This window comes from Plantactinospora sp. B24E8, assembly GCF_039871735.1.
Classification (GTDB): Bacteria; Actinomycetota; Actinomycetes; order Mycobacteriales; family Micromonosporaceae; genus Plantactinospora.
This window is the reverse complement of sequence record NZ_JBDPMH010000033.1, coordinates 17,345-33,867: the sequence shown is the minus strand read 5'-3', so window position 1 is coordinate 33,867 and position 16,523 is coordinate 17,345. Positions and strand designations below refer to the sequence as shown.

Below are 16,523 nucleotides of genomic sequence, written 5' to 3'. Positions count from 1 at the left end.
CCCCGGCAGGGAACCGCCCCGGTGCCGCCGCTGTCAGGGCTTCTTCGCGACCGTGTACCGGACGACGTCGGTACGCAGGACGTCGCCGGAGACCTTCACGATCCGAAGGGTGTGTACGGCGTCCGTCAGGCCGGTGACCGCGAACACCGGTCGGGCGGTGACCCGGACGTCGTTCGAGAGGTTCACCCGCTCGACGAGCCGGCCGTCGAGGTAGACGTCGGCCTCGCCCTGGTCGGGGCCGAGCGCCGTCCGCCACTCGACTCCGACGCCACGGAAGGTGAAACTCACGGCCGCGCCGTTGTCGGTTGTCGAGTGCACGTCGTCGCGGTGGTCGCCACGGAACCGGAAGTCGAGGACGGTGTCGCCGACCGGCCGGCCCGCCAGGAAGCCCTTCCGGATCGTCACGACCCGACCGTCGACGGTGTAGTCGGTTCCCCGGACCAGCTCCGCCCCGCCTCCGGCGACCGCGACGAGTTCGCCGGGATCGCGCCCGATCTCGACGGTGACGTCGGCCTGCGCGGACGGCCGCTTGTCAAACGTCGCCGTGGTGGTGCTCAGCAGGCTCTCCTGCCGCACGTCGAGCTTGTCGAGCAGCATGAACGACCCCGAGCGCTTCACACCCCGGATCGTGTGGGTGCCACTGGGCAGGTCGGAGACGCTGTACACCACCTGCTGCGCCCTGCGCCCCTCGGCGGGGTCGAGGTGGGTGCTGACCGTCTGCTTGAACTCGCCGTCCAGGTAGATGTCGACATCACCCTGAGACTCGTGGGTTTCCGTCACGTAGTCGACGCCGGTGCCGACGAAGGTGTACTCGAAGGAGTCACCGTTGGTCTCGGTGTAGTGCACGTCGTCCTCGTGGTCACCGAACCCGCGGTTGCCGCTGCGCCCCCACGAGCCCGTGTAGACGATCTCGGAACTGTTGTTGTTCACCGGGATCGTCCGTACGGCGGAGGTCTCCGACCGCCGCGGAGCGTCGGGCGTCGACGAGTCCGTCACGTCGATCGTCAGCTGTTCCGAGACCGCGGGCACCTCACGGTTGCCGTTGCGCTGCCACGCACCCTCGTACGACATCCGCAGGTCGTCGTCGTTGACGCCGATCGTCGAGTTCTTCTGCGGCGTGACGGTGAGCAGCCGGACCCCGTGGATCGGCAGTCCGGTCGCGACGAAGCCGGTCCGGAACTCCCCGAGATCCTTCCGGGCCCACAGGTCACGTACCTCGGCGGGACCGGTCAGCCCGAGGTCCGCCCAGTTCACCGCGACGTCCGCCTCGGTGGAGCCGAGGTTGAACAGGGCCACGGTGAACGTGCTGTCCTCGTTGAGCGAGTACCAGACCTGCCGGTTGGTCCTGGTCGACAGGGGTTGTGCGGGTCGTCCGGCCTGGTTGACCGCGATCACCTCGCGGTTGGTGAGCAGTTCGAGGCCGTACGGGTCGAGCCGGGTCAGGTCGTTGCCGAGGTAGAACGGCGCGGCGGAGATCGCCCAGAGGGTGGCCGCGGTGCGCCGCTCGTCCCGGGTGAGTCCGTCCATCGTGCCGTTGCCGACGTTGAGGGAGTCGAGGTCGTTCCACCCGCCCGGTCCGCCGTGCCGCCACCACTCGGCCAGCCGGGGGAAGAGCCGGGCGACGTTCTGCCAGTTCGTGAGCGCCTCGCCGGTGCAGTAGCACTCGACGTCCCAGTCGATGCGCCAGCCGTTCGCGTACTGCTTCCAGTAGTCCGCGTACCGGATGTCGAGCGCCCAGGAGAGTTCGAGCCAGATGCCGTGCCGGGCGAGCGCCTGCGACCAGGCCCTGACCTCGTCACGTGCGTCGAGGGAGAGGTCGCTGACGCCGGAGCCCGGGGTCACGCTGTCGAACTTCAGGAAGTCGACGCCCCATTCGGCGTAGAGGTCGGCGATCGAGTCGACGTAGGCCTGCGCGCACGGGCCGGAGAAGTCGATCCGGTGTCCCAGGCCCCAGTAGTCGCCCTTCTGCAGCGGGCGGACGGGCAGGTCCCCGGTGGTGCAACCCGGGGCGCCGTGGATGGGAACGTCGGCCTCGACCAGTGCCGGTGAGATCCCTGGGATCCCGTACAGCCCGAACTTCTGGCCGTTGGCGTGGACGTGGTCGATCACCTCCGGCAGCCCGTTCGGGTAGAGCGTCCGGCTCGGCACCGGGCGGCCGTGGTCGTCCGTACCGCCGTTCCAGCCGGCGTCGACGTTGATGTACTCGTAGCCGTACCGCTGGAGTTTCTGGTGCATGGCGTCGGACTGCGACTTGAGCTGGTCGGCGGTGATCCAGCCGCCGCCGTTGGGGGTGTACACCTGCATGCTGTAGCTGCTCCAGCCCATGTAGGGCCTGCGCGCCCGTTCCCCGGCCGGGGCGTACGGGTCAGCCACGGTGACGGCGGTGCCGGGTGTGGCGGCGGTGGCGCCGGGCACCGTGGCGGCGGTGCCGGGTGTGGCGGCGACCGGCGACGTGGTCGCCACCGGCTCGGCGAAGGCCGCGGCGGAGGGCGGTCCGACCGGCAGGAGGGCGGCGACGGCCAGCCCCACGAACGCGCCCCGCGCCGCTCTGGCGCCGAGGGGGAGGGTCATGAACATGTGCCTCTCTGTCTGACAGCTCGTCCCGGCGGAGGGGACGGATCGACACCGGGGCTCGGGAGTCACGAGTCACCGGAGTTGTCACCCCGGCCCGATGGCGCGCCGAGGTGGTGGCCGACCAGCGGCCACTGTGGAAACCTGGCGGAAACCATCGCCTAAATACTTCACGCCGTCAAGTATTGATTCGGGTCGGCGTCGCTCCTACCCTCGGTGCGGCCCGCTCGACGGCACGGAGTCGCCGGGCCGCGCTGCCATGCCCACGATCAGCCGAGGCGGAGGAGTTCGACCTCGCCGGTGCCGTCCCACTCCGGCGGTACGACGGCGAGCGCGTCCGCCCCGGCGGCGCCCCGGAGCGAGCCGGGACGGTCGTGGTGCAGCGGGGTGGCGGTGGCACCGGTCCGCAGCACCGGAACCAGCCGGGTGTCGTGCGGATGGCTGGCCACCGGCCCGGCCAGGGTGCTGGTCAGCGGTGGGGGTTCGGTACGGCCGGCGAGCCGCCCGAGCAGCGGCACGAGCAGGGTCAGTACGGCGGCCAGTGCGGCGTACGGGTTTCCGGGCAGGCCGACGACGTGCCGGCCGTCCGGCAGGATCGCCAGGAGTTGCGGATGCCCGGGTCGGCAGGCGACCCCGTGCACCGGCACGTCGGCGCCGAGGGTGTCGAGCGCCCCGCGCAGGTGGTCGGCGGCACCGGCCGAGGTGGCCCCGCAGACCACCAGGACCTCGGCGTCGGAGCGGAGCAGGGCGGCGACCAGTGCCGCCCGGTCGTCGGCGACCCGGGTCTCCCAGGCCGGCTCGGCGCCGGCGGAGCGGAGCAGCCCGGGCAGCATCGGCCCGATCGCGTCCCGGACCTGCCCCGGAGCGGGCAGGCCGCTGGTCCGCAGTTCGGCGCCGGTGACCACCACGCCGACCCGGGGGCGGCGGTGCACGGTCAGCGTGTCGTGGCCGAGGCTGGCGGCGAGACCGAGCAGGACCGGGGTGACGACCGTGCCGGCGGGCAGCACCTCCCGGCCGGTCGGGCAGTCCTCGCCCCGACGGCGTACGTGCCGACCGGGTTCGATCTCGCCGGTGACCGTTCGGCCGTGTCGGACGGCGCGTTCGTACGGCAGGACGGCGTCGGCGCCGCCCGGCACCACGGCACCGGTGGCGATCTCGACCGCGTATCCGGGCAGCAGGGCGACCGGCGGGTGCGGGTCACCGGCGAGGACCCGTCCGGTGACCTGCCACGGTCCGGGGCCGGCGACCGCGTACCCGTCCATCGCGGCGGCGTCGTAGGCCGGCAGCGGGGAGAGGGCGACCAGGGGTGTCGCCAGGGCCGCACCGACCGCGTCGGCCAGGGGTGTCTGGACCGGTGGGAGGGGGCGGGCCGTGTCGCGGGCGTACCGCCGGGCCTGCTGCCAACCGGTGGCGCTGACCGTGCCGAGTCTCATCCGCGCTCCTCGCCGCTCGTCCGCACCAGTATCAACGACATCGGCCGGCCTGGCCGATCGATCTGGACAGTCGCCGGTCGCGTGATAGAGAATAGTGCACTCGACATACTGTATACAGTGGCCCGGTTGGAGGAACCCATGGACTCCAGCGATCACCCCGCCCCGGTACGCGAGATCAGCGACCTCTACGGCCGCCGCTACCGGATCGGCGAGAGCGACCGCGCCCTGCTGGGGCGCTCCCGATCGTGGATGACCCGGCTGCCCTGGGCCGCGATGCTGGCGATCAGCCTCTTCCAGTACGGCTTCGGCGCGGCCCTGCCCACCCTCACCGAGGCCAACGGCTGGAGCCTCTGGCAGGCGTTCGGCGTACTCGGGCTGTGGGTGGCCTGCCAGGCCGCCAGCTCACCACTCGGCGGCTGGCTGTACCAGCGACTGCGGGTCCGGCTCGCCGTACCGATGCTGGTCGGGGCGGCCGGCTGCGCGGTCGCGTTGGTCACCCTGGCGCACCGTACCGACCTGGCCAGCGTCCTGCTCGGCTATTCGGTACTCGGCGGGTTCGGCGCCGGCCTGGTCTACATGACCTGCGTCGCCACCGTCACCGAGTGGTTCCCCGAGCGGATCGCGGGCCGGGTCGCCATGGTCAGCGCCGCCTTCGGGTACGGCGCGATCCCGTTCGTGGTCTTCGCCGGCTACGCCCTCGACCCGGGCAACCGTACCGCCGTCCTCGACGGCACCGCGGTGGCCGTCTTCCTGGTCGTCGGGCTCTGTGGACTGTTGATGCGCCGACCACCGAGGAACTGGTGGCCGGTGGAGATCGATCCACAGCGGTGGGCGGTCGACCGCCGGATCAACCGGAGCATCCCGCACAACCGGCCCGCCGTCCGGCCGTACCCGCCGAGGGCGGCGTGGCGCAGCGGCATGCTGCCGATGATGTTCGTGGTCGTGGTCCTCACCGCGGCGATGGCGCTGTTCGACATCGCGTACCTCGCCGGTTCCGCGCACGCCGGTCGGCTCTCCGCGCTGGCCCTGGTGGCCGCGATGAGTGCGCTGGCCGCGTCGAACGGCATCGGACGGGCGGTGACCAGTTCCCTCTCCGACCGGATCGGGCGGCGGGGCACCCTGGGGCTCGCCCTGCTGGTCGGTGGGGTGGCACAGTTCGGGCTGCTCGCCGCCGCGGCCAACAACAACCACCCGGCGGTCGTGGTGGGCTTCGCGGCGGCGGCCGGCGCCGGTACCGGAGCCGGGTACTCCCTGTTGGTCAGTCTGGTCCGGGACTGGTTCGGCGACGACGCGACGGTGCCGAACTACGGGATCGTCTACACCGGCAAGGCGGTCGGCGGCGTACTCGGAATCCTGCTCGCCGGGCTGGTCGTGACCACACCGGATTCTGTCGTACCGTTCGTGGTAGCCGGTTGCCTCGGTCTGCTCGGCGCGGCGCTGACCCGGTGGATGCGTCAGCCCGGGCTCGCCGTGGTCCGGCTGCCGTCGCCACTCGGCGTCGACCGCATCTAGCGCGCGGAGACGGCGTACGGGTGACCGGTGGTCCGCGGTGACGCGGGTGCGGATCCCGCGACGCGGTGTGCCCGGTGTGCCGGGCCGGAGAGGATCGGTGGTGGCGGGATGGGACGGGTGACGAGTCGACGCCGGGTCGTCCGGATCGTCGACGGGGTACGCAGCGAGCCGGTCGACACCCTGGCGGCCGAGGAACCGCTGGAGATCCGGGTGAACGGCCGCTCGCTGGTGATCACGATGCGCACGCCGGGCGACGACTTCGACCTGGCGGCGGGGTTCCTGGTCAGCGAGGGGGTGGTCCGGGCCGGCTCCGAGATCGCCAACATCCGCTACTGCGCCGGCGCCACCGCCGACGGGGTGAACACCTACAACGTGGTCGACGTGGTGCTGGCCCCGGGGGTGGCGCCACCGGACCCGTCGTTGGAGCGCAACTTCTACACCACCTCGTCCTGCGGGCTGTGTGGTAAGGCGAGCCTGGAGGCGGTGCGGACGATCGCCGCCTGGTCGGTCCGGGACGACCCGGTGCGGATCGATCCCGCGGTGGTCAGCACCCTGCCCGACACCCTGCGCAACGCGCAGCGGGTCTTCGACCGGACCGGCGGACTGCACGCCGCCGGGCTCTTCTCCGCCGACGGCCGGCTGCACTGCCTGCGTGAGGACGTGGGCCGGCACAACGCGGTCGACAAGGTGGTGGGCTGGGCGTTGCGCAACAGCCGGGTGCCGTTGCGCGGCACCGTGCTGATGGTCAGCGGCCGGGCCTCGTTCGAGCTGGTCCAGAAGGCGGTGATGGCCGGCGTACCGGCGCTGGCGGCGGTCTCCGCGCCCTCCTCGCTCGCCGCCGAGCTGGCCGAGGACTCCGGTCTGACCCTGATCGGCTTCCTGCGCGGTGCGTCGATGAACGTGTACGCCGGTGCGGACCGGCTCGTGCGGCGGGACCGTACCGAGGCCCCGGCCTGACCGAGCCTAGGCTCCTTTTCGCGCGGTTGTGGCTTCCTTGGTCCCTGTCCTCCTGGATACTGCCGGTAACGGCGGTATGTCGGATATGGCTGGAGGCCGCATGAGTCGAGACGACGGACACCGGGGCGCCGGACGGACGGTCACGCCCACCGGCGCCACCGGGATCGACCTGACCCTGACCGTCAACGGAGCCCTCCGCGACCTGCGGATCGACAACCGGGTCACCCTGCTCGACGCGCTCCGCGACGAAGTCGGGCTGACCGGCACCAAGAAGGGCTGTGACCAGGGTGCCTGCGGGGCCTGCACGGTGCTGGTCGACGACCGGCGGGTGCTGGCCTGCCTGACGCTGGCCGCCCAGTGCGAGGGCCGGCGGGTGACCACGATCGAGGGACTCGCCGAGGACGGGCGACGGCACCCGCTCCAGGACGCCTTCCTGCGCCACGACGGCTTCCAGTGCGGCTACTGCACCCCCGGCCAGATCATGTCGGCGGTCGCCCTGCTCCGGGAGGGCCGAGCCGGCAGCGACGAGGAGATCCGCGAGTTCATGAGCGGCAACATCTGCCGCTGCGGCGCCTACCCGAACATCCTCGCCGCGATCCGCGAGGTCGCCCGTGAGGCGGTGGGATAGCCGTGCGCCCGTTCGAGTACCTGCGCCCCGACGACGTGGGCGCGGCGGTGGCGCTGGTCAGTGCCGACCCCGCCGCGCAGTACCTGGCCGGCGGCACCACCCAGGTCGACCTGATGCTCAAGGACGGCATCCTCGACCCCGAGCGGCTGGTCGACATCACCCGGCTGCCGCTGCACGGGATCACCGCGGACGACCGGACGCTGCGGGTCGGCGCGCTGACGACGATGGAGGAACTGGCGGCCGACCCCACCGTGGCCCGCCGCCTCCCGCTGGTCCGGACGGCACTGCTCGCCGGGGCCTCGGCCCAACTGCGCAACATGGCGACGATCGGCGGCAACCTGTTGCAGCGCACCCGGTGCCGGTACTTCCGGGATCCGACCGTGCCGGACTGCAACAAACGGCGACCATCGTCGGGCTGCGCCGCGATCACCGGCGCGGCGGCCCGGATGCACGCCATTCTCGGCGCGGGCGAGACCTGCATCGCCCTGCACGCCTCGGACCTCTGCGTACCGCTGGTGGCGCTGGACGCCGTGGTGGAGGTACGCGGTGTCGACGGCGGGCGGCGGATCCCGCTGACCGAGTTCTACGTCCTGCCCGGCGAGCGGCCGGACGTCGAGACCGTACTGCGGCACGGCGACCTGGTCACCGGGGTGGAGGTGCCGCTACTCCCATCGACGGCCCGGTCGCTCTACCTGAAGGTGCGTGACCGCGCCTCCTACGAGTTCGCGCTCGTCTCGGTGGCCGCCGTGCTGACCGTGGAGGACGGGACGATCACCGAGGCCCGGGTCGGGCTCGGGGGCGTCGGGACGGTTCCCTGGCGGGCCCGGGCCGCCGAGGCGGTGCTGACCGGCGCGGCGGCGACCACCGCGACCTACCGGTGGGCGGCCGAGGCCGAGATCCACGACCCGTTCACCGTGCCGGGTACGGCGTTCAAACCGGAGCTGGCCAGACGGACGATGGTCCGGGCGCTGGAGACCGTCGTGGGGGACCGGCCATGACCATGACGGAACCGACGCGGGTGGTCGGGGCCGGACTGGACCGGGTCGACGGACCGTTGAAGGTGGCCGGCGCGGCGCCGTACCCGTCGGACGTCAGGTATCCGGCGATGGCGCACGCCGCGCTGGTCCGGTCCACCGTCGCCGCCGGCCGGATCGCCGCGATCGACACCGCCGCCGCCGAGGCGCTGCCCGGGGTGCTGGCGGTGCTCACCCACCACAACGCCCCACGGCTGCGGCCGGGGCCGGAGAACAACCTCGGACCGACCCCGCCGCCACCGCTGCAGGACGACCGGATCCTGCACAACGGGCAGTACGTGGCGGTGGTGGTCGCCGAGCAGGCGTACCAGGCGACGGACGCGGCCCGGTCCGTCACCGTCACGTACGAGCGGGCCGAGGCCGCCCTGGACATCGACGACGACCGGGGCGAGTTGAAGATCGACCCGTTCGGTTTCGACGGCGGACGGGGTGACCTCGACGCCGGACTGGCCGCCGCGGACGTGGTGCACGAGGCGACGTACACCACGGCGGAGAACACCAACAACCCGTTGGGGCTCTTTGCGACCGTGGCGGCCTGGGACGGCGACCGGGTCACCGTGCACGACTCCACCCAGTGGACGTCCAACGTGCGTACGACTTTGGCCCAGGTGTTCGGTCTGCCGGAGGAGGCGGTCCGGGTCTACGCGAAATACGTCGGCGGCGGCTTCGGGTCGGGGCTGCGGGTGTGGCCGCACACCGTGCTGGCGGTGCTCGCCGCCCGGGTCGTCGGGCGGCCGGTGAAGCTGGTGCTCTCCCGCCCGGAGATGTTCACCGGGGTCGGCCACCGGCCCAACACCGTGCAGCGGATCCGGATCGGCGCCCGCCGGGACGGTGGGCTGGTCGCCCTCGACCACGAGGCCGTGCAGACCGTCGCGATGGAGGACGAGAACCCGGAGCCGGTCGCGGCGGTCAGCGCCAACGCGTACGCCTGCCCGAACGTGCGGTACCGGGACCGGCAGCGGCGGCTGCACATCCCGTGCCCGGGGTCGATGCGCGCGCCGGGGGAGGCGCAGGGCAACTTCGGGCTGGAGTCGGCAATCGACGAACTCGCCCACCGGCTCGGGATGGACCCGCTGGAGCTCCGGTTGCGCAACTACGCCGAGGTCCAGCCGCAGTACGGCCTGCCCTGGTCGAGCAAGGCGCTGCGCGAGTGCTACACGGTCGGGGCGGACCGGTTCGGCTGGTCGCGGCGGGACCCACGGATCGGTGCCATGCGGGACGGCCGGTGGCGGGTCGGTTACGGCATGGCCGGGGTGAGCTACCTCTGGTGGCAGATGCCGTGCGCGGCGCGGGCCACGATCAGCCGGGACGGCACCGGCTACGTCCGCAGCGCCGCGACCGACATCGGCACCGGGACCTACACGGTGATGTGGCAGCTCTCGGCCGAACTGCTCGGACTGGACCCGGACCGGGTCCGGTTCGACCTGGGCGACTCGGACATGCCACCCGCACCGCAGGCGGGCGGGTCGGGGCTGACCGGTGCGCTGGGCAATGCGGTGTACGACAGCTGCCGCAATCTCCTGCGGCGTTTCCTCGACCGGGTCGCCGACGATCCTGGCTCGCCGCTGCGCCGCTGCACCGTGGACGACGTCGCGGTCAGCGGTGGGCGGATCCACCACCGGACCGACCCGCGGCGGGGGGAGAGCTATGTCGCGATCCTGGAACGGCACCGGCTCGACGAGCTGACCGCCGACGGGGCGAGCAGCCCGCCCGAGGCCCAGCAGGTCGGGATGGCACCGGCCGGGGCCTTCGCGGCCAAGTTCGTGGAGGTGCACGTCGATTCCGAACTGGGGCTGATCCGGATACCCCGGGTGTTGTCGGTGGTCGACGGCGGGCGGATCCTCAACGAGAAGCTGGCCCGTAGCCAGATCATCGGCGCCACGGTGGGCGGGATCGGCCAGGCGCTGTTCGAGGAGACCCGCACCGACGCCCGGACCGGGCGGGTGGCGAACGCCAACCTCGGCGACTACCTCGTCCCGGTGCAGGCCGACATCGGTGACCTGGACGTCGTTTTTGTCGGTGGTCCGGACCGGCTGACCCCGGTCGGTACCAAGGGGGTCGGCGAGGTGGGCCTGCCGGGGACGGCCGCCGCGATCGCCAACGCGGTCCACCACGCGACCGGGGTACGGATCCGGTCCCTGCCCATCACACTCGAACAGCTGATCGCCCCGAGCTGATCGGCTCGGGCTGATCGGCTCGGGCTGACCGGCCCGGCGGGGTGGCGGCGGACGTGGGGCCGGTCGGGGTCCGGGCGGAGGTGTCGGTCTCCGCCCGGACCTGCGCCGACCGGCGCGGTGGCGCCGGAGCCCGCCTGCCGAGTTCGGCGGGCGCCGGCCGCTCGCGGTCGGTCAGCGCGCGAGCAACGTCTCCCGCATCAGCGCGGCGGTCTCGGACGGCGTCCGGCCGACCCGCACCCCGACCGCCTCCAACGCCTCCTGCTTGGCCACCGCCGTCCCGGAGGAGCCGGAGACGATCGCGCCGGCGTGCCCCATCGTCTTGCCCTCCGGGGCGGTGAAGCCGGCGACGTAGCCGACCACCGGCTTGCTGATGTGCTCCCGGATGTAGTCGGCGGCCCGCTCCTCGGCGTCGCCACCGATCTCGCCGATCATCACGATCGCGTCGGTCTCCGGGTCGTCCTCGAACGCCTGCAGGCAGTCGATGTGGGTGGTGCCGACGATCGGGTCGCCGCCGATGCCGACGCAGGTGGAGAAGCCGAAGTCGCGCAGTTCGTACATGAGCTGGTAGGTGAGGGTGCCGCTCTTGCTGACCAGCCCGATCCGCCCCCGCTTGGTGATGTCGGCCGGAATGATCCCGGCGTTGGACTGGCCGGGACTGATCAGTCCGGGACAGTTCGGCCCGATGATCCGGGTACGGTTCCCGGCCGCGCTCGCGTACGCCCAGAAGGTCGCGGTGTCGTGCACCGGGATCCCCTCGGTCAGCACCACGGCGAGGCCGAGTTCGGCGTCGACCGCCTCGATCACCGCCGCCTTGGCGAACCGGGGCGGTACGAAGACCACGGTGACGTCGGCGCCGGTGGCCTGGACCGCCTCGGCGCAGTTGTTGAAGACCGGGATGTCGTCGACCTGCTGGCCGCCCTTGCCCGGGGTGACCCCGGCGACGATGTTGGTGCCGGCGGCGACCATCCGCCGGGTGTGCTTCGTGCCCTCGGTACCGGTGATGCCCTGCACCAGCACCCTGCTCTTCTCGGTAAGGAAGATTGCCATCGTGCTCACGCCCCCTTGCCGGCGAGTTCGGCGGCGAGCCGCGCCGCGCCGTCCATCGTGTCCACGGTCCGTACGCCCTCCAGCGCGGCCTCGGCGAGGATCCGCCGGCCCTGCGCCGCGTTGTTGCCGTCCAGCCGGACGACCAGTGGTTTGGTGATCGTCTCGCCCCGGGCGGTGAGCAGCCCGACCGCCTGGACGATGCCGTTGGCGACGGCGTCGCAGGCGGTGATCCCGCCGAAGACGTTGACAAAAACGCTCCGGACGTCGGGGTCGCCGAGGATGATCTCGAGCCCGTCGGCCATCACCTCGGCGGAGGCGCCGCCGCCGATGTCGAGGAAGTTGGCGGGTCGTACCCCGCCGTACTCCTCACCGGCGTAGGCGACCACGTCGAGGGTGCTCATCACCAGGCCGGCGCCGTTGCCGATCACCCCGACCTGGCCGTCGAGCTTGACGTAGTTGAGGTGCTTCTCGGTGGCCCGGACCTCGAGCGGGTCGGTGGCGCTGTTGTCGACGAACTCCCCGTGGCCGGGCTGGCGGAACCGGGCGTTGCCGTCCAGGGTCACCTTGCCGTCCAGGGCCCGGACGGTGCCGTCGGCGAGCCGGGCCAGCGGGTTGATCTCGACCAGGGTGGCGTCCTCCTTGCGGAACACGTCCCAGAGCCGGACCAGGATGTCGACCACGGCACCCCGTACCTCGTCGGGCAGGTCGGCGTCGGCGACCAGCCGGCGTGCGGTGTCGGGGTCGAGGCCACGGGCCGGGTCCACGTGCAACCGGGCGAGTGCCTCCGGGTTCTCGGCCGCCACCTGTTCGATGTCGACGCCGCCCTGCCGGGAGACCATCGCCAGGAAGGCCCGCTGCGAGCGGTCGAGCAGCAGTGAGGCGTAGTACTCGTCGACGATCTCGCTGGCCTCGGTGACCAGCACCTTGTGCACGGTGTGGCCCTTGATGTCCATGCCGAGGATCGCGCTCGCGACCTCCCGGGCCCCGTCCGGTCCGTCGGCCAGCTTCACCCCGCCGGCCTTGCCCCGGCCGCCGGTCTTCACCTGGGCCTTGACCACCACCCGGCCGCCGATCTCGGCGGCCGCGGCGTACGCCTCGTCAGGGGTGGTGGCGACGCGGTTCCGGCTGACCGGTACGCCGTGTTTGGCGAACAGTTCCTGTGCCTGGTGCTCGAACAGATCCACCGGGTCTCCCTTCTCTTCGACCTCTTGGTGGTGGTTGGTCCCGCTCGCGGGTGTACGTCGACCGGGATCGGACATCGGGATCGGAGGTGGAACGTGGAACCGAGCGGCGGGTCCGCCGACGGGGGGAGTGGGGTCGGACGCCGGTGCCGGGCCGTGGCCGTCCCGGCGAACCGGGGGGCAGGTCCGTCCGCGCCGCCGGGCGGGAGTCCGGTCTGCCGGCCCGCCGGGCGGTCACGCGGAAAACGTCTTGCTACCCCCTAGACACTCCGCTGTTACATGCGCCACGATATTGCCTACCCCATACGGTATGCAATCCTCGAAGGTGGGCGGAGATCCGGACGTCGGACCGCGACAGTGGTCACACAACGGATCCCTCGCACCACGATCGGCAACGCATGGCGCGGCGCGTACAGGAGGTTCGCTCATGGGTAAGGCACTGGAGGGCGTACGGGTCCTCGACATGACGCACGTACAGTCCGGTCCCTCGTCCACACAACTGTTGGCGTGGCTGGGCGCGGACGTCATCAAGCTGGAGGCGCCCGGACAGGGGGACATCACCCGTGGCCAGCTCCGCGACCTCCCCGACGTGGACAGCCTCTACTTCACGATGCTGAACGCCAACAAGCGGAGCATCACCCTGAACATGAAGCACGAGCAGGGCAAGGAGGTCTTCACCAAGCTGGTGTCCGAGGTGGACATCCTGGTGGAGAACTTCGGCCCCGGCGTCGTCGAACGGTTCGGCTTCCCCTGGGAGCGGCTGCAGGAGATCAACCCCGGTCTCATCTACGCCTCCATCAAGGGCTTCGGCCCCGGGCGGTACGCCAACTTCAAGGCCTACGAGGTGATCGCCCAGGCGATGGGCGGCTCGATGAGCACCACCGGCTTCGAGGACGGCCCGCCGACCGCCACCGGCGCGCAGATCGGCGACTCCGGCACCGGCATCCACCTGGTGGCCGGCATCCTCGCCGCGCTCTACCAGCGCACCCACAGCGGACGCGGCCAGCGCGTCCAGGTCGCCATGCAGGACGCGGTGCTCAACCTGTGCCGGGTCAAGCTCCGGGACCAGCAGCGGCTGGCCCACGGCCCGCTCGGCGAGTACCCGAACGAGAGCTTCGGCGACGAGGTCCCACGCTCCGGCAACGCCTCCGGCGGCGGCCAGCCCGGCTGGGCGGTGCGCTGCGCCCCCGGCGGCCCGAACGACTACATCTACGTCATCATCCAGCCGGTCGGCTGGAAGCCGATCTGTGAACTGATCGGCCGCCCCGAACTGGCCGACGACCCGGCCTGGAACACCCCGCAGGTGCGCCTGAACAAGCTCGACAAGGCGTTCGCGCTGATCGAGGAGTGGACGGAGAAGCACACCAAGTGGGAGGTCATGGAAAAGCTCAACGCACACAACATCCCGTGCGGGCCGATCCTGTCGACCAAGGAGCTGATCGAGGACGAGACCCTCGCCGAGCTGGGCTCGGTGGTGGAGGTCGCGCACCCGACCCGGGGCACGTACAAGACGGTCGGCAACCCGCTCAAGCTCTCCGACTCGCACGTCGAGATCGAGCGCTCGCCGCTGCTCGGTGAGCACACCGCGCAGGTCCTGGCCGAGCTCGGTTACGACGAGCGGCAGGTCGGCGAGCTGCGCGCCGCCGGCGCCGTCTGAGGCCCGCGACCGCCGACCGAACCAGACCCGCCCGCCGTAACCGGCGGAATGTGACGTCCCTAAGGAGACGACAGAGAATGCCAGTGAACGACAGCAGCTACGACCGCGAGGCCGTACGGCGGGTGCTCGACCAGGTGAAGGCCGAGGGCCGGACCTCGCTGACCGCGCCCGAGGGCCGGCTGGTGGTGGAGGCGTACGGGATCAGCACTCCCGGCGAGGGCCTGGCGACCAGCGCCGACGAGGCGGTGGCGCTGGCCGGACGGATCGGTCTGCCGGTGGTCCTGAAGATCGTGTCGCCGGACATCCTGCACAAGACCGAGGCCGGCGGGGTGCTGGTCGGACTGCACACCGCCGAGGCGGTCGCGGCCGGCTACCAGACGATCATCGACAACGCCCGGGCGTACCGGGCCGACGCCACGATCGTCGGAGTCCAGGTGCAGCAGCAGCTCGACTCCGGCCACGAGGTCATCGTCGGTACGGTCACCGACCAGACCTTCGGCAAGGTGGTGGCGTTCGGCCTCGGCGGCGTGCTGGTCGAGGTGCTCAAGGACGTCACCTTCCGGCTCGCCCCGACCGACACCACGACCGCGCTGTCGATGATCGACGGGATCGCCTCCGCCGAGATCCTGCGCGGCGTACGCGGTGCCGAGCCGGCCAACCGGGAGATCCTCGCCGACCTCATCGTCCGGGTCTCCGACCTGGTCACCGACTTCCCGGAGCTGGCCGAGGTCGACCTCAACCCGGTGCTGGCCACCTCGACCGGCGCCACCGCGGTCGACGTACGGATCCTGATCGACGAGGAGGCCGCGAAGCAGCCGGAGCGGTTCTCCGAGGAGGAGATCCTGGCCAGCATGAACCGGATCATGCGGCCCGCCTCGGTCGCGGTGATCGGGGCCTCCGCCGAGGCCGGCAAGATCGGCAACTCGGTGATGAAGAACCTGGTCAACGGCGGCTACCAGGGCGAGATCTACCCGATCAACCCGAAGGCCACCGAGATCCTGGACCGCAAGGCGTTCAGGAGCATCGCCGACGTACCCGGCCCGGTGGACGTCGCGATCTTCGCCATCCCGGCCAAGTTCGTACCGGCCGCGCTCGAGGAGGTCGGCGCCAAGGGCGTCGCCGGGGCGATCCTGATCCCGTCCGGCTTCGGCGAGACCGGCAACCACGAGCTGCAGGCCGAGGTGGTGGCGATCGCCCGCCGGCACGGGGTACGCATCCTCGGACCGAACATCTACGGCTACTACTACACGCCGGAGAACCTGTCGGCGACCTTCTGCACCCCGTACGACGTCAAGGGCGGAGTCGCGCTCACCTCGCAGAGCGGCGGCATCGGGATGGCGATCCTCGGCTTCAGCCGCTCCGCGCAGATGGGGGTCTCCTCGATCGTCGGGGTCGGCAACAAGTCCGACATCGACGAGGACGACCTGCTCACCTTCTTCGAGAGCGACCCGAACACCCAGCTGGTCGCCATGCACCTCGAGGACCTGAAGGACGGCCGGGGCTTCGCCGAGACCGCCCGCCGGGTGTCGAAGACCAAGCCGGTGATCGTGCTCAAGGCCGGCCGCACCTCGATGGGCGCCCGGGCGGCCAGCTCGCACACCGGTGCGCTCGCCGGTGACGACAAGGTCTACGACGACATCCTCCGCTCCAACGGCGTGATCCGCGCCCCCGGCCTCAACGACCTGCTGGAGTACGCCCGCGGAATTCCGCTGCTGCCCACCCCGCAGGGCGAGAACGTCGTCATCATCACCGGCGCCGGAGGCTCCGGGGTGCTGCTCTCCGACGCCTGCGTCGACAACGGGCTCACCCTGATGGAGATCCCGGCCGACCTCGACGAGGCGTTCCGGAAGTTCATCCCGCCGTTCGGCGCGGCCGGCAACCCGGTGGACATCACCGGCGGCGAGCCGCCGTCGACGTACCGCAACACCGTCGCGCTCGGCCTGTCCGACCCCCGGATCCACTCGCTGATCCTCGGCTACTGGCACACCATCGTCACCCCGCCGATGGTCTTCGCCGAGCTGGTCGTCGACGTGGTCAACGAGTTCCGGGCCAAGGGCATCCACAAGCCCGTCGTCGCCTCGCTCGCCGGCGACGTCGAGGTGGAGCAGGCCAGCGAACACCTCTACCGGCACGGGATCGTCGCCTACCCGTACACCACGGAGAAGCCGGTCGCCGTGCTCGGTGCCAAGTACCGGTGGGCACGCTCCGCCGGTCTGCTCGGTGGTTGACCGGGCGACCGTCGCACCAACGGACCTTTCCCGACCCGGTCCGTCGCGGCGACCGCCGCGACGGACCCACCGGAAGGTCGGGGAAGGTCCGATGCACA

At 71.5% G+C, this 16,523-nt stretch carries 11 protein-coding genes; 7 read left to right on the top strand and 4 right to left on the bottom strand.

What is annotated here, in order from left to right; all coding sequences use genetic code 11:
* Nucleotides 1-33 precede the first annotated feature (33 nt).
* Nucleotides 34-2,571, bottom strand: coding sequence for a X2-like carbohydrate binding domain-containing protein (locus ABGB21_RS30135; protein ID WP_347680614.1), 2,538 nt, complete (start codon nucleotides 2,569-2,571; stop codon nucleotides 34-36).
* 269 nt (nucleotides 2,572-2,840) lie between these two features.
* Nucleotides 2,841-4,004 (bottom strand): molybdopterin molybdotransferase MoeA, encoded by a 1,164-nt coding sequence (locus tag ABGB21_RS30130; protein WP_347680612.1) that lies wholly within the window; start codon nucleotides 4,002-4,004, stop codon nucleotides 2,841-2,843.
* Nucleotides 4,005-4,142: 138 nt separating this feature from the next.
* Between ABGB21_RS30130 and ABGB21_RS30125 the strand changes: the two genes are divergently transcribed.
* From ABGB21_RS30125 to ABGB21_RS30105, 5 genes are all read left to right on the top strand, one after another.
* The gene (locus tag ABGB21_RS30125; RefSeq protein WP_347680610.1) at nucleotides 4,143-5,516 is read left to right on the top strand and encodes an OFA family MFS transporter; all 1,374 of its coding nucleotides are present in this window, start codon (nucleotides 4,143-4,145) and stop codon (nucleotides 5,514-5,516) included.
* A 108-nt stretch (nucleotides 5,517-5,624) separates the two neighbouring features.
* Complete coding sequence (gene fdhD, locus ABGB21_RS30120; RefSeq protein ID WP_347680608.1) at nucleotides 5,625-6,473, top strand: formate dehydrogenase accessory sulfurtransferase FdhD; 849 nt, start codon at nucleotides 5,625-5,627, stop codon at nucleotides 6,471-6,473.
* A 100-nt stretch (nucleotides 6,474-6,573) separates the two neighbouring features.
* A complete protein-coding gene (locus ABGB21_RS30115) occupies nucleotides 6,574-7,101 on the top strand; it encodes a (2Fe-2S)-binding protein (RefSeq protein WP_347680606.1) in 528 nt (175 codons plus the stop codon).
* A gap of 2 nt (nucleotides 7,102-7,103) precedes the next feature.
* A complete protein-coding gene (locus tag ABGB21_RS30110; protein ID WP_347656601.1) occupies nucleotides 7,104-8,099 on the top strand; it encodes a xanthine dehydrogenase family protein subunit M in 996 nt (331 codons plus the stop codon).
* Nucleotides 8,096-10,312: a xanthine dehydrogenase family protein molybdopterin-binding subunit gene (locus tag ABGB21_RS30105; protein WP_347680604.1), complete on the top strand. Its 2,217-nt coding sequence runs from the start codon at nucleotides 8,096-8,098 to the stop codon at nucleotides 10,310-10,312. The genes ABGB21_RS30110 and ABGB21_RS30105 overlap by 4 nt, the downstream gene beginning before the upstream one ends.
* A 171-nt stretch (nucleotides 10,313-10,483) precedes the next feature.
* Here the strand turns inward: ABGB21_RS30105 and sucD are convergent, their stop codons facing one another.
* Nucleotides 10,484-11,359, bottom strand: a complete 876-nt coding sequence (gene sucD, locus ABGB21_RS30100; RefSeq protein WP_347656597.1) for a succinate--CoA ligase subunit alpha — start codon at nucleotides 11,357-11,359, stop codon at nucleotides 10,484-10,486.
* Nucleotides 11,360-11,364: 5 nt separating this feature from the next.
* Nucleotides 11,365-12,543, bottom strand: coding sequence for an ADP-forming succinate--CoA ligase subunit beta (gene sucC / locus ABGB21_RS30095; protein WP_347656595.1), 1,179 nt, complete (start codon nucleotides 12,541-12,543; stop codon nucleotides 11,365-11,367).
* A gap of 424 nt (nucleotides 12,544-12,967) precedes the next feature.
* Here sucC and frc point away from each other — a divergent pair, with 424 nt between their 5' ends.
* Nucleotides 12,968-14,197 (top strand): formyl-CoA transferase, encoded by a 1,230-nt coding sequence (frc, locus tag ABGB21_RS30090; protein WP_347656593.1) that lies wholly within the window; start codon nucleotides 12,968-12,970, stop codon nucleotides 14,195-14,197.
* Between the two features lie 77 nt (nucleotides 14,198-14,274).
* On the top strand, nucleotides 14,275-16,425 hold the full coding sequence (locus tag ABGB21_RS30085) for an acetate--CoA ligase family protein (RefSeq protein WP_347656591.1): 2,151 nt from the start codon (nucleotides 14,275-14,277) through the stop codon (nucleotides 16,423-16,425).
* The last annotated feature ends 98 nt before the right edge of the window (nucleotides 16,426-16,523 follow it).

Excerpts from the sequence above, each read along its gene's own strand:
- ABGB21_RS30135 (WP_347680614.1), bottom strand. The coding sequence starts at position 2,571 with ATGACCCTCCCCCTCGGCGCCAGAGCGGCGCGGGGCGCGTTCGTGGGG.
- ABGB21_RS30130 (WP_347680612.1), bottom strand. The coding sequence starts at position 4,004 with ATGAGACTCGGCACGGTCAGCGCCACCGGTTGGCAGCAGGCCCGGCGG.
- ABGB21_RS30125 (WP_347680610.1), top strand. The coding sequence starts at position 4,143 with ATGGACTCCAGCGATCACCCCGCCCCGGTACGCGAGATCAGCGACCTC.
- fdhD (WP_347680608.1), top strand. The coding sequence starts at position 5,625 with ATGGGACGGGTGACGAGTCGACGCCGGGTCGTCCGGATCGTCGACGGG.
- ABGB21_RS30115 (WP_347680606.1), top strand. The coding sequence starts at position 6,574 with ATGAGTCGAGACGACGGACACCGGGGCGCCGGACGGACGGTCACGCCC.
- ABGB21_RS30105 (WP_347680604.1), top strand. The coding sequence starts at position 8,096 with ATGACCATGACGGAACCGACGCGGGTGGTCGGGGCCGGACTGGACCGG.
- sucD (WP_347656597.1), bottom strand. The coding sequence starts at position 11,359 with ATGGCAATCTTCCTTACCGAGAAGAGCAGGGTGCTGGTGCAGGGCATC.
- frc (WP_347656593.1), top strand. The coding sequence starts at position 12,968 with ATGGGTAAGGCACTGGAGGGCGTACGGGTCCTCGACATGACGCACGTA.
- ABGB21_RS30085 (WP_347656591.1), top strand. The coding sequence starts at position 14,275 with ATGCCAGTGAACGACAGCAGCTACGACCGCGAGGCCGTACGGCGGGTG.